Origin of the sequence: Enterovibrio norvegicus (assembly GCF_002876705.1) — a bacterium.
Taxonomy (GTDB): Bacteria; Pseudomonadota; Gammaproteobacteria; order Enterobacterales; family Vibrionaceae; genus Enterovibrio; species Enterovibrio norvegicus_B.
The window spans coordinates 87,139-99,860 of record NZ_MDAG01000046.1 but is presented as its reverse complement, the minus strand read 5'-3'; the positions used below and the strand labels follow the sequence as shown (position 1 = coordinate 99,860).

Genomic DNA, 12,722 nt, shown 5'->3' with positions numbered 1-12,722 from the left:
CCATGGCAGGTACGTACAAAATTGCCGTTCTACCAGGCGACGGAATTGGCCCTGAAGTCATGCAGCAAGCACACAAGGTGCTGGATGCGGTTTCTAAAAAATTCGATATCCAATTCGAAAAAGAAGAGTTCGATGTGGGCGGCATTGCCATTGATAACCATGGCTCATCACTACCAGATGCAACCTTAAAAGGCTGTGAAAATTCTGATGCGGTGCTGTTTGGTTCAGTAGGCGGCCCAAAATGGGAAAACCTGCCGCCGAACGAGCAACCAGAGCGCGGCGCACTGCTGCCTTTGCGTAAGCACTTCCAGCTATTTTGTAACCTTCGCCCTGCCCAAATTCATGCAGGTCTTGAAGCGTTCTCACCATTGCGTGCTGACATTTCTGAGCGCGGCTTCGACATCGTCGTTGTACGCGAACTCACCGGCGGCATTTACTTCGGTCAACCAAAAGGCCGTGAAGGCTCTGGCCCTGAAGAGAGAGCGTTTGATACCGAGGTTTACCACCGTTACGAAATCGAACGTATTGCACGTATCGCGTTTGAATCTGCGCGCCTTCGCCGCAAGAAAGTCATGTCTGTCGATAAAGCGAACGTTCTTCAAAGCTCTATCTTGTGGCGTGAAGTGGTAGAGGAAGTCGCCAAAGATTATGCCGATGTTGAGCTTTCACACATCTACATCGATAACGCGACCATGCAGCTGATCAAAGACCCTTCGCAGTTTGACGTCATGCTGTGTTCAAACATCTTCGGCGACATCATTTCTGATGAGTGCGCGATGATCACAGGCTCAATGGGCATGCTGCCTTCTGCCAGCCTGAACGACAGCAAGTTCGGTATGTATGAACCTGCAGGTGGTTCAGCGCCAGATATCGCAGGTAAAAACATTGCTAACCCAGTGGCGCAGATCTTGTCTGCCGCACTGATGCTTCGTTATAGCTTGGGCGAAGAAGATGCGGCGCGTGCTATCGAAGATGCAGTAAGCAAAGCACTCGAAGCAGGCGAGCTAACCGCAGACCTTGCAGGTGACAGCACCCCACTGACCACGTCAGAAATGGGTGATAAGATCGCCGCCTATGTCAGCGAAGCATAAAAAATTATACGGATCATGATAGCTCTACGTCATCGGATTCACAGCTAGGCCCTAAGAGAACCAACGCCGTGTGAATTCGATTGGCGACGAGAAAAAGGATTAGGCAATGTCGGCAAAAACATTATACGAAAAAGTCTACGACGCCCATGTGGTGGTAGCAGCAGAAGGCGAAACGCCTTTGTTGTATATCGATCGCCACTTGGTGCACGAAGTGACCTCTCCTCAAGCCTTTGATGGCTTACGCGAAAAAGGGCGTCCTGTACGTCAGGTATCGAAAACCTTCGCGACCATGGATCACAACGTTTCCACGCAAACCAAAGACATCAACGCGTCTGGCGAGATGGCAAAAATCCAAATGGAAACGCTGGCGAAGAACTGTGAAGAGTTTGGCGTTACCCTTTACGATTTGAACCACCCATACCAAGGTATCGTTCACGTCATGGGCCCTGAACTGGGCATTACCTTGCCAGGTAACACGATTGTTTGTGGTGATTCACACACCGCCACTCACGGCGCATTTGGTGCATTGGCGTTCGGCATTGGTACGTCTGAAGTTGAGCACGTTCTTGCGACGCAAACCCTGAAGCAAGGCACTGCCAAGACCATGAAAATCGAGGTCAAAGGCAACGTCGCGGAAGGCGTGACAGCAAAAGACATCGTGCTTGCCATCATTGGTAAAGTGGGTCACGCCGGCGGTACGGGCTATGTGGTGGAATTCTGCGGTCAAGCGATTGAAGATTTGACCATGGAAGGCCGCATGACGGTGTGTAACATGGCTATCGAACTGGGTGCGAAAGCGGGCTTGGTTGCACCAGACCAGACCACCTTCGATTACCTGCAAGGCCGTAAATTCTCGCCAACTGGTGCGGATTGGGATGCCGCCGTCGCTTACTGGAAAACACTGAAAACCGATGACGACGCAACATTTGATGCGATCGTGACGCTAGAAGCGGCTGACATCAGCAACCAAGTCACTTGGGGCACAAACCCAGGTCAGGTTGTTGGCATTAACGGTGTAGTTCCAGCCCCTGAAAGCTTCAGTGATCCGATCGAGCGTCACTCTGCTGAGCGTGCGCTGAAATACATGGGCATTGAAGCAGGCCAGAAAATCACTGACATCAACATCGACAAAGTCTTTATTGGTTCTTGCACCAACTCACGCATTGAAGACATGCGTGCTGCGGCGGCCATCGCAAAAGGCCGTAAAGTGGCAGCAGGCGTTCAAGCCTTGGTCGTACCGGGCTCTGAGCAAGTAAAAGCACAAGCAGAAGCAGAAGGTCTGGATAAGATCTTCGTTGACGCAGGCTTTGAATGGCGTCTGCCGGGTTGTTCTATGTGCTTGGCAATGAACAACGACCGCTTAGGTCCAAAAGAACGCTGCGCATCAACCAGTAACCGTAACTTCGAAGGCCGTCAGGGCCGTGAAGGTCGTACGCACTTGGTGAGCCCTGCAATGGCTGCGGCAGCCGCAGTTGCTGGCCACTTTGTTGACGTTAACAGCTTATAAGGAATCACCATGTCAGGAATTAAACAACATACCGGTTTGGTGGCACCGCTGGACGCAGCAAACGTCGATACTGATGCCATCATCCCGAAGCAATTTTTGCAGAAAGTAAATCGCACCGGATTTGGTAAGCACCTTTTCCACGATTGGCGTTTTCTGGACGAAGCAGGACAGCAGGATAACCCTGAGTTCGTGCTAAACCAACCACGCTACAAAGGCGCAAGCGTGCTGCTTGCTCGCGAAAACTTTGGCTGTGGCTCTTCCCGTGAACACGCACCGTGGGCATTGGCAGACTTTGGTTTCCAAGTGATGATCGCACCGAGCTTTGCTGACATCTTTTACGGTAACTCCATCAACAACCAGATGGTGCCTGTTCAGCTAACAGAAGCGGAAGTGGATGAGCTGTTCGCGTTTGTCGCAAACAACGAAGGCGCGGAGATCTCACTCGATCTTGAAGCACAAACAGTCACTGCTGGCGACAAATCGTACTCGTTTGAAATCGATGCATTCCGCCGCCATTGCTTGCTAGAGGGCTTGGACAGCATTGGCCTGACGCTGCAACACAGCGATAAGATCGCCGAATACGAAGCGAAGATTCCATCTTTCTTGGCGTAAGCGCGACAGTCGCTCTCGTATCAACAGAAACAAATTCAAAACCGGCGCTCATCGCCGGTTTTTTTCTATTCTTATCTCGTTGTCCGATCAATTTCCTTAAAGGCCAACTATGCGCTTATTTATCTTTATCTTGATATTATTTACGTCTCAGAACCTTTCGGCACGCACAGAAATCGAGGTACTCGCACCACAGGAGCCCGGTGACGAGTATTGGCAAGCGCTATCAAAAGAGGTGGCCAAAGAATTGGTTGATTTTGCGAATACCTCATTGCCGATCAATGATGAGTTAACGCTTCAACTTGGAGGTAATGATGGACCACTGTTTGACCCTCAAACACTCACCATCCAGATTCCCTACTTCTTTCTAGAAGAAATCCATCAAAGATATAGCAATGCAGAACCCGTTTTAGAGGATGTCTCTGCTGATGAAGCAACACAATTCGCTTTACTTCATACCTTGCTGCATGAATATGGCCATGCCTACATTTTCAGCTGGGACATTCCCATTGTTGGAAAAGAGGAAGATGCTGTCGATAACTTCGCAACGATTATTCTGCTCGATGAATTCGATAATGATCATGCCGCCTTTGTTGCAGCTGACTTATTTGCTCTAGAAGACCTAGATACAGATGCTTTCACTGAAAGCCATTTCTGGGGTGAGCACAGCCTTGATGCTCAACGATACGCAGCTTCACTTTGTCTCATTTACGGCAGCAATCCAGAGAAATACGCAGATCTCCTCAACGATGAATTACGTGACATGGACAGAGATACGTTTTGCGTTTACGAATACGAAGCAAAGCGACGCAATTGGTCTCGAATTATACATTCCTATTCTGGAGAGAAATAAAAATCCATCAAACAAGGTCTTAATGAATAGACGCATTTTTGGGGAATCATATGAATAAGCCACGGCCAATCAAAGCGCCCATTATTCTGGCGTTACTTCTAGCCACAAGTCAGGCAGTAGCCGCGCCAAAAAGTGAACTTTGGTCATTCTGGGACAAGAGTGATCAAAACAATAGCAATGCCATTGAGCACACAGCATGGCAGCAAACTCTCGACACTTACCTTGTTGAAAAAGGCCAGCACAACCTGTTCAATTACAGTGCCGTCTCGACAGCAGATAAAGCGGTGCTTGATCAATACATTGCAACGATCACATCGCAAGATCCCCGCAGCTATTCATTGGATGAGCAGTTCGCATATTGGGTGAACCTTTACAATGCGCTAACCGTTCAATTAATCCTTGATGAGTACCCCGTTAAGTCCATCACTAAGCTTGGTGGCTTTTTAAGCTTTGGCCCTTGGGATGACGACATTACAACCGTCGCGGGGAAAAAACTGACGCTCAATGATATTGAACACCGAATACTCAGGCCAATTTGGAATGATTCACGCATTCATTACGCCGTAAACTGTGCCAGCTTTGGTTGCCCTAACCTCGCTTCAGAGGCGTTCACATCAACAAACAAAGAAGTGCTGCTCGACAGTGCCGCCTCGCATTTTACTAACAGTGAAAAAGGCGCGCGTATAGAGGGAAGCACGCTCACACTCTCCTCTATCTACGATTGGTATGGCTCAGACTTTGGCGATGATGAGCAAGCGATCTTGCGTGAGATTGACAAGTACCGAGACGGTGAAAAGCTGGAAGGTTGGTCAGGAAAAATCAAATACGAATACGATTGGTCTCTCAATCAGCCTTAGGTTTTAGATTGTTCATGTGTTGAAACACAATGATCAACCACAGATCCCGCACCTTAGACGGGTGCGGGTATCTCTCGCTATCTTCATGGTTTACAATGTCTGACATCTCGTGGGGAGCATGTGCAATTCGCACTGGCTGAGATTGCGAAAGCTAAACCCATAGACCTGATCCAGATAATGCTGGCGTAGGAATTGAGATGATCCGAACTCGGATCAACCCACCTCAAGCCTCGCCGAACATGAAGTGAGGCAACCATGAAAATTCGCGTTTCTGCAATGATGTTAACTATGGCCATGGCAGGTCCTGTGTTAGCAGACCCTTCTGATACCCTAACCGTATACACCTACGACTCTTTTGCTGCGGATTGGGGCCCTGGTCCTTCCGTCAAAAAAGCGTTTGAAGCGCAATGTGATTGCACCTTGAATCTCGTGGCATTGGATGATGGCGTGACCATTCTTAACCGCTTGCGTTTAGAAGGGAAAAACAGCAAAGCCGATGTTGTACTCGGGTTAGACACTAACTTGATGACAGAAGCTGAGAAAACCGGATTACTGGCTCCTCACAGCGTTGACACCAAAGCGATATCATTACCAGATGGCTGGGGCAACAGCACCTTTATTCCTTATGATTATGGCTACTTCGCCTTTGTTTACGATAAAACCAAGCTGAAGAACCCGCCTAAGAGCCTAAAAGAATTGGTGGAATCACGCGATGACATCTCTGTGATTTACCAAGATCCGCGCACATCAACGCCAGGACAAGGTTTGATGTTTTGGATGAAAACTGTGTATGGCGATGATGTTTCCAATGCATGGCAGCAACTGGCAACGAAAACAGTGACTGTCACCAAAGGTTGGTCAGAAGCGTACAACATGTTCCTGAAAGGCGAGTCTGACATGGTGCTTTCATACACCACCTCCCCGGCTTATCACCTGATTGCGGAAGAAAACCCAAACTTTACGAGCGCAAATTTTGAAGAAGGCCACTACATGCAGGTTGAAGTGGCGGCAAAAGTAAAAGCCTCTGAAAACCAAGCACTCGCCGATGAGTTCATGCAGTTTGTCTTAAGTGATGGCTTCCAAAACACCATCCCTACTGGCAACTGGATGTATCCAGTGACCAATGTTGCCCTACCAGACGGTTTCGATACACTGTCTGTTCCTCAAAAGAATCTGCAATTCACGCCAGAGATCGTCGCGGATAACCGCCGCACTTGGATCCGTGAATGGCAATCCGCATTGGTGAAGTAATTCTGTGCTAACCCCTTCAAGAACGTGGCCGGGCCTTGTCTCGGCATCGTTAATCGCGGTGCTCATTAGCGCCGCGTTGTTTTCTTTGCTGTCTCAAGCACCGAGCTTAAATATCGCCTCGCTGTGGCAAGATCCGTATTTGCAGCATGTCACCGTGTTTAGTCTCAAGCAGGCATTCTTCTCTACCTTGCTGTCGGTCGGTCTCGCCATCCCCATCGCACATGCGTTATCGAGACGCACTTTCGTTGGTAAAACGCTGCTGTTAAAGCTGTTCTCCATGACACTGGTGTTACCCGTGCTGGTCGGCGTGTTTGGCATTCTTGCAATTTATGGGAAAAGTGGATGGCTTGCCAACGCACTCCCTGCAATCGGCATGACGTGGGACATCAACATTTACGGTTTGTCCGGCATTTTGCTGGCACACGTTTTTTTCAACCTGCCTTTTTCCGTGCAACTTCTGGTTCAAGCACTCGATCAAATTCCCAGCGATCAGCGTCGTCTTGCCCAGCAATTGGGAATGCGTGGATGGTCTCAATTCACCTTGCTTGAATGGCCATACTTGCGCCAGCAACTCCCCCACGCTATTGGCTTGGTGTTTATGCTGTGTTTCACCAGCTTCGCGACTGTCATGGCGTTAGGTGGCGGTCCAAGCGCAACCACGATTGAACTGGCGATCTATCAGGCCATTCGTTTTGATTTTGATTTACAAACAGGCGCGTTATTGGCGCTGTGGCAGCTTTTGCTTTGTGGTTTCTTCCACATCCTCATTCAAAGACTCACGAAGCCTATCGCGCAACAAGGTAAAGACAGCAACATCTCTCTTCCTCCTCGTTTAGACAGCATCGCGGAGAAAGTATGGGATGGTGTGTGGATTTGCGCCGCCGTGTTACTCGTTATCCCGCCCTTGTTAATGGTTATCTTGAGTGGGTTAAATCCCAGCGCCCTTGCCATATTGACGGAATCCGCGATTTGGCATGCCACCGCAAACTCCCTGTTATTGGCCAGCAGTTCAGCCCTCAGTGCCTTTGCACTCGGTGCCACCATCGTGTTGACGAGCCGATATTGGCGACTCTTCGGGAAGCGCTCTCAAGCGGACGGCATTGAAATGACAGCCTCTTTGGTGCTCGTTGTACCAAGCGTTGTACTCAGCACGGGGCTTTTTTTAATGCTCAGAGAACATGTCGATGTGTTCAGTTCTGCGTATTGGCTTGTGTTGGCGGTGAACACCTTGATGGCACTGCCCTACGTAGTCAAAGTGCTCAGCCAACCTGCTTACCAACTTGCACAGCAATACCATGGTTTGTGCAGCAGTCTCGGCATCAAAGGCATCAACCGCTTGCGCTTGATTGAATGGCGAGCGTTGAAAGCACCTATTGCACGGGCCCTGGCGATCAGCTTTGTTTTATCAACAGGTGATCTTGGTGCGGTCGCGTTGGTGGGTGGACAAGGGTTCGAGACCTTACCTTTATATCTCTTTCGTTTGATGGGCAGCTATCAAATGGATGCAGCGGCAGCAGCATCACTTATTTTATTTGCAGTGAGTCTTGGCAGTTACGCGCTCATTGAAAAAGTCATCACGAGGAACGCCCATGCTCAAGGTTAACGCACTGTCTTATCACTATCAGGCAGAATCGTTGTCGTTTACGTTTGATCTTGAGCCTGGCTCTATTACCGCGATTTTAGGCCCAAGCGGCGCAGGAAAAAGTACGTTACTTTCTTTGCTTTGTGGCCTTCTGCCGCCAAGTGGAGGGAACGTTGCGTTTAATGATCTCAACTTTACGCAACTGCCCGCCCACGAACGGCCATTGTCGATCTTGTTTCAGGAACACAATTTGTTCGGGCATTTAAGTGCATTCGACAACATCGCTTTAGGCATCGATCCGCGCTTAAACCTGAGTCCTGAACAAAAACAGCACGTTCAACAGGCTGCCTGCAACGTCGGATTGGAAAGCTACCTTGAGCGTCTTCCGGGGCAATTGTCCGGCGGTCAAAAACAACGAATAGCGTTAGCGCGATGCCTAGTTCGCAATCGACCTTTACTGCTTTTGGATGAACCATTCTCGGCATTAGACCCGTCTTTGCGACGTGACATGCTCGAACAAGTGAAGGTGCTGGCAAAGCAATTTGGCACAACAATTTTGATGGTGACGCATCATCCTGAAGATGCAAAAGCGATAGCGGATAACGTGTTATTTATAGATAAAGGCACTGTCGCTTATCACGTTGATATTGCTGAACTTGACAACCCTACCGACCAGATAAAAACCTATCTTTACTGATAATCTTACGAGGTTGCCTGACAAACATTGCGCATCAAACAACCGCATCTATACTTATTTTTAAGACACTTAACCCATAAGAGAGATGCGATTGTGACTGTTACCAGTATTGATGTGCTGGACTCGGTGGTTGATATCACAGCACAGACAGAGTCAGATACCATTTCCGAAAGCCTCATCACGACCATCTTGCAGTTAACGCCAGCCAATCAGGTTTTGGTTCTCGACTACAATCCTGACACAAATCCTGACTTCATGGTCGTCGCATGCTCGGATATCTTTCTCTTTGAAGAAGAAAAAGACGCCATTGAACGCGTCCTTCGTAGCTGCGTCGCCATTGGCGACAACGTTGTCGAATACAGCAAAACAGATAACCAATCTTTGCTCGCCGTGCCGATTCGTTTTGGTGAAAAAGACGACATTCACGCGGTGGTTTTCTGCAAGTGTGATCAGGTGAAAGGCGATGAAGTACAGCTCATCGAAGGGCTAGCAAAGATCTATGAAAACTATCAAAAGATCATTTCCGCCAGCGAGCGTGATGGGTTAACCGGCCTTTACAACCGAAAAGTACTGACGACAAAAATCGACCTTCTCCTCGATCGTTTTCTTATTCAAGGGTCAAGCATTACGGATGATCCAACGCATCATCATTGGGTCTGTATTTTCGACATCGACCACTTTAAGCAGATCAATGACACACTCGGTCATGTGTTTGGCGATGAAGTTATCTTGCTCATTACGGCAATGATGAAGCAAAACTTTGATGATGAGGACATCTTATTCCGTTATGGCGGCGATGAATTTGTTGCCATCATGCACCCTCAATCTCGCGAGGACATGGAGGCAACGGTCAGAAACTTCTTCGATGCCGTCAATAATCGCGATTATGGACAAGCCAAAAACGTGTCGATTTCGATGGGTGCCGCCTCAATCAACGACCAAGAGCTCAACGCGATTACCGTGTTAGGCTTCGCAGACCAAGCACTCTACAAAGCCAAACAAAATGGACGTAATCAGGTCGCGTTTTACGAAGACTTGATTGCAAGTGGAGAGCTAAAATCGCTGGTCCCTGAAGACGACGTCGAACTTTTCTAGGTTCAGTCGCGCATATTTGAAGAAACCGCCTCTATTGGCGGTTTCTTTTTGAGAAGTTGCTTGCAATTTAAACAGCGGTGAAGGATTGACAATAGTTTGATTTAGTCATTTCATCCCCGTGTGTAGTTGCGTATAATCAGCGTCAGGGAATCTAGACAGGGTTGTTTTTAGAGTTGGTTTTTATGTCCGGCATTCGCCAGTTTGTAGCTATTTCACTGACATTGCTCTTTTTGTTCGCGTCTCCACTTTCTTTGGCTGCGCCGAAACAACTGATCATTACAGGCTCTTCCACATGGCAGCCATTCTCGTACATTAATCGAGAAGGCAAACCCGACGGCATTATGATCGACTATTGGCGGTTATATGGCGCGATCAATGACGTGGATATCGAGTTCAAATTGTTACCTTGGAGTGAGTCTCTCACCTATGCCGCAACGCATCCTGGCGTTGTACACGGTGGCTTGGGATACACTGGCGAGCGCGCAGATGTGCTCGCATTTTCACGCGAACTCCCTTTAAAACGTTATAACGTCAATCTATTCGTTCAGAAGGATCTGCCTTTTGATGATCTGAATGTGCTGGATTCTGTGATTGTCGGCTCAGTCAATCAAAGCACCAAGCATGCCTTCTTAAGTGCTCGCATCCCTGAAGAAAACATCAAAATATTTTCCACGTTTGGCGCCCTCAACGAAGCAGCATACCGCGGTGAAGTTGATGTTTTTATTGATGATTTAAACACCGCCCTCTATGACATGCGCCATACGGGAAATACAGGTTTGTTCACACCTCGTGGTAAGTTGTATTCCTTTCCATTGCATTTTGCTGTCAGTAAAAGTGCACAAGAAGACATTGCGCTGATCGAGCACGGTTTACACCGTATTAATGAGCAAGATGTTCAGCAAATTTATGACAAGTGGATGCCCCCTAATAAAATGCATCTTACATTGCCATGGTTGGACAAACACTCTCAACACCTCATTTTTGCCTCTGCCATGCTGTTGCTCATTACAGGTTTAGTTTTCTATCGCAGGTTGCTGAACAATCGCACTGAGCAGTTAAAAACCATGGTGGAAGCACTCAAAGATTCCAATGAACGCCTTGAAAGCGCAGTACAAAATGACACGCTTACGGGCGCAAAAACACGCCATCAGTTCTTCACGCAGTTGGCGGACAAACGCTTTTCTCCGACCCCTTACGTGGTGGCAGTGGTCGATATCGACATGCTCAAGCATATCAATGAAAGTTACGGGCAAGACATTGGCGACATGGCACTCAAGCACCTGTCGATGCAACTTCGCCTTCAAATGTCGAGCCGCGCTTTGTATGCACGCCTTGGTGGTGGGCAGTTTGCGGTCTTGTTTGATTTAAGTGATACCAGCCAAGCCACACGAAAGATTCAGCAGCTACAAAATGCGCTGCAATTGAGCCCTTTGCACATCGACCAACTTGTTGTTCCGGTGAAAGTCAGTGCCGGTGTTGCTTGCTACCCTTATGACAGTGAAGACGGTGAGTCACTCGTGCGTATCGCAACGTCACGTATGCGCGCCAATAAACCGAATTATGGTTTTGCCTCTGATAGTGAAAGCGACGTAAGAGAATCGGGGCTAAAACGCCACTGGGCGTAGTGTCGAGAAGGCTTCCCCTATCACCAAATATAAAAAAGCTGCCGATTGGCAGCTTTTTTCTTACATTTGGCCTGTCCTAAATCAGGATTACAAATTCTCTTCTGCAAACTCTGCCAAGCGACTACGCACAACACCGTTGAGATAGACGCATGCACTGCCTTCAAAGTTTTTGAAGCGCTCTACAATGTAAGTGAGCCCCGATGTTACTGGGGTGAGGTATGGACTATCAATCTGCGCCAAGTTACCGGAGCAGACGATCTTCGTGCCTTCACCACAACGTGTGATGATGGTTTTTAGCTGTGATGCCGTCAGGTTCTGACACTCATCAAGGATCACAAACGCATTTTGAATAGAGCGCCCGCGCATAAAGTTAATCGACTTAAATTGAAGATTCGCTTTATCCATGATGTAACGCATTGAGCCTTCAGTGCACTCGTCGTTCTTGTGCAACGCCTCAAGCGTATCGGTAACCGCCCCTAACCAAGGCATCATTTTTTCTTCTTCCGTGCCCGGTAAGAAGCCTATCGATTCCGCAATTTCTGGTGTGTTTCGCGTCACGATAATTTTGTCATACATGCCCTTCTCAACCACTTGTTCAAGCGCAGCAGCCATCGCAAGAATGGTTTTACCACACCCAGCAGGGCCGGTGAGAATAACAAGGTCAACATGAGGATCGAGCAAGGCGTCTACCGCCATTCCCTGATAAATGTTCTTCGGCCGCACGCCCCATGCCTCTCGGTGCATTAAGCGTTCGCGACTGATGTCTTTCAATTGCATTTCTTGGTCGCTAAGTGCAACCACACGTCCTGCAAAGTCTTCACTTTCATCCAGTAGATACTGGTTTACATAGGTATTTTCAACCAACTCACGAGGCACAGTATGCAACGTGGTACGGCCGCTGTTTTGCGTTTCAACCTGACCCACTTTGTCCCAGAAGTTACCTTCAACGATTTGGAAACCTTTGGTCAGTAACTTCACATCATCAATCAATTGGTCGGTACGGTAATCCTCTACATACAACACACCCGCCCCTTTGGCGCGTAGTCGCATGTTAATGTCTTTGGTGACGAGAACCACTTTTCGAGGAGCACGTTTGGCTTGGAGGAATAACACGGCATTCAGGATTCGGTTATCACCCGCTTTGTCCGCGAAGGCTTGTACCGTTTCTTTGATTTCAAAGTCTGCAACAATGGAGACAGTACCGGTACCGCCTTCCTTACCGACCACAATACCTTCGGTAATTTGATCGGGCGTTGCATCCTTGAAGATGTCTTCGAGCGCTCGAATCGCAACACGTGCATCGCGGGCGATGTCACGTTTACTGTCTTTGATTCGGTCGAGTTCTTCTAGGACGGTCATCGGAATGACCACATCGTGTTCTTGGAACGAATAGATGGCGAAAGGTTCATGAAGCAAGATATTGGTATCTAGCACAAAGAATTTCCGATCGGCATCGCCCATAGGCACCTCCTTGGTAGTACAGGCACGTGGGTTACCCCACATCTTCCCCAACTCACCACTACCCGTTTTTACCGTGTAGCGTAGGTCAATTGGG

11 protein-coding genes and 1 riboswitch are annotated in these 12,722 nt (G+C 48.4%); of the genes, 10 read left to right on the top strand and 1 reads right to left on the bottom strand.

Annotated elements, in window-relative coordinates; genetic code table 11:
• The first annotated feature begins 2 nt into the window (after window positions 1-2).
• From leuB to BCT27_RS18940, 10 genes are all read left to right on the top strand, one after another.
• Window positions 3-1,091 (top strand): 3-isopropylmalate dehydrogenase, encoded by a 1,089-nt coding sequence (gene leuB, locus BCT27_RS18985; RefSeq protein ID WP_102396489.1) that lies wholly within the window; start codon window positions 3-5, stop codon window positions 1,089-1,091.
• Window positions 1,092-1,197: 106 nt separating this feature from the next.
• Window positions 1,198-2,598, top strand: coding sequence for a 3-isopropylmalate dehydratase large subunit (gene leuC, locus BCT27_RS18980; RefSeq protein WP_102396488.1), 1,401 nt, complete (start codon window positions 1,198-1,200; stop codon window positions 2,596-2,598).
• A 9-nt stretch (window positions 2,599-2,607) separates the two neighbouring features.
• Window positions 2,608-3,210, top strand: a complete 603-nt coding sequence (gene leuD, locus BCT27_RS18975; protein ID WP_017012140.1) for a 3-isopropylmalate dehydratase small subunit — start codon at window positions 2,608-2,610, stop codon at window positions 3,208-3,210.
• 109 nt (window positions 3,211-3,319) lie between these two features.
• On the top strand, window positions 3,320-4,060 hold the full coding sequence (locus BCT27_RS18970) for a DUF4344 domain-containing metallopeptidase (protein ID WP_102396487.1): 741 nt from the start codon (window positions 3,320-3,322) through the stop codon (window positions 4,058-4,060).
• A gap of 50 nt (window positions 4,061-4,110) precedes the next feature.
• Window positions 4,111-4,917 carry a DUF547 domain-containing protein gene (locus BCT27_RS18965; protein ID WP_102396486.1) on the top strand — a complete coding sequence of 269 codons (807 nt, stop codon included), beginning with the start codon at window positions 4,111-4,113 and terminating at the stop codon, window positions 4,915-4,917.
• Between the two features lie 100 nt (window positions 4,918-5,017).
• Window positions 5,018-5,127, top strand: a riboswitch (TPP riboswitch).
• A 66-nt stretch (window positions 5,128-5,193) separates the two neighbouring features.
• Complete coding sequence (gene thiB, locus BCT27_RS18960) at window positions 5,194-6,168, top strand: thiamine ABC transporter substrate binding subunit (protein WP_241908607.1); 975 nt, start codon at window positions 5,194-5,196, stop codon at window positions 6,166-6,168.
• Between the two features lie 4 nt (window positions 6,169-6,172).
• Entirely contained in the window at window positions 6,173-7,771 is a 1,599-nt protein-coding gene (gene thiP / locus BCT27_RS18955) for a thiamine/thiamine pyrophosphate ABC transporter permease (protein ID WP_017017733.1), read from the top strand.
• On the top strand, window positions 7,758-8,447 hold the full coding sequence (thiQ, locus tag BCT27_RS18950) for a thiamine ABC transporter ATP-binding protein (RefSeq protein WP_102396484.1): 690 nt from the start codon (window positions 7,758-7,760) through the stop codon (window positions 8,445-8,447). Before thiP ends, thiQ begins: the two co-directional genes overlap by 14 nt.
• Before the next feature lie 93 nt (window positions 8,448-8,540).
• Window positions 8,541-9,542, top strand: coding sequence for a GGDEF domain-containing protein (locus BCT27_RS18945; RefSeq protein WP_017012146.1), 1,002 nt, complete (start codon window positions 8,541-8,543; stop codon window positions 9,540-9,542).
• Window positions 9,543-9,724: 182 nt separating this feature from the next.
• Window positions 9,725-11,167 (top strand): transporter substrate-binding domain-containing diguanylate cyclase, encoded by a 1,443-nt coding sequence (locus tag BCT27_RS18940; protein WP_102396483.1) that lies wholly within the window; start codon window positions 9,725-9,727, stop codon window positions 11,165-11,167.
• Between the two features lie 87 nt (window positions 11,168-11,254).
• Here the strand turns inward: BCT27_RS18940 and BCT27_RS18935 are convergent, their stop codons facing one another.
• The gene (locus BCT27_RS18935; RefSeq protein WP_102316283.1) at window positions 11,255-12,628 is read right to left on the bottom strand and encodes a PhoH family protein; all 1,374 of its coding nucleotides are present in this window, start codon (window positions 12,626-12,628) and stop codon (window positions 11,255-11,257) included.
• Window positions 12,629-12,722: the final 94 nt, after the last annotated feature.

Bases quoted from the DNA above. Each gene is read 5' to 3' on its own strand.
- BCT27_RS18965 (WP_102396486.1), top strand. From the start codon at position 4,111: ATGAATAAGCCACGGCCAATCAAAGCGCCCATTATTCTGGCGTTACTT.
- BCT27_RS18940 (WP_102396483.1), top strand. From the start codon at position 9,725: ATGTCCGGCATTCGCCAGTTTGTAGCTATTTCACTGACATTGCTCTTT.
- BCT27_RS18935 (WP_102316283.1), bottom strand. From the start codon at position 12,628: ATGGGCGATGCCGATCGGAAATTCTTTGTGCTAGATACCAATATCTTG.
- leuB (WP_102396489.1), top strand. From the start codon at position 3: ATGGCAGGTACGTACAAAATTGCCGTTCTACCAGGCGACGGAATTGGC.
- BCT27_RS18970 (WP_102396487.1), top strand. From the start codon at position 3,320: ATGCGCTTATTTATCTTTATCTTGATATTATTTACGTCTCAGAACCTT.
- thiB (WP_241908607.1), top strand. From the start codon at position 5,194: ATGATGTTAACTATGGCCATGGCAGGTCCTGTGTTAGCAGACCCTTCT.
- leuD (WP_017012140.1), top strand. From the start codon at position 2,608: ATGTCAGGAATTAAACAACATACCGGTTTGGTGGCACCGCTGGACGCA.
- thiQ (WP_102396484.1), top strand. From the start codon at position 7,758: ATGCTCAAGGTTAACGCACTGTCTTATCACTATCAGGCAGAATCGTTG.
- leuC (WP_102396488.1), top strand. From the start codon at position 1,198: ATGTCGGCAAAAACATTATACGAAAAAGTCTACGACGCCCATGTGGTG.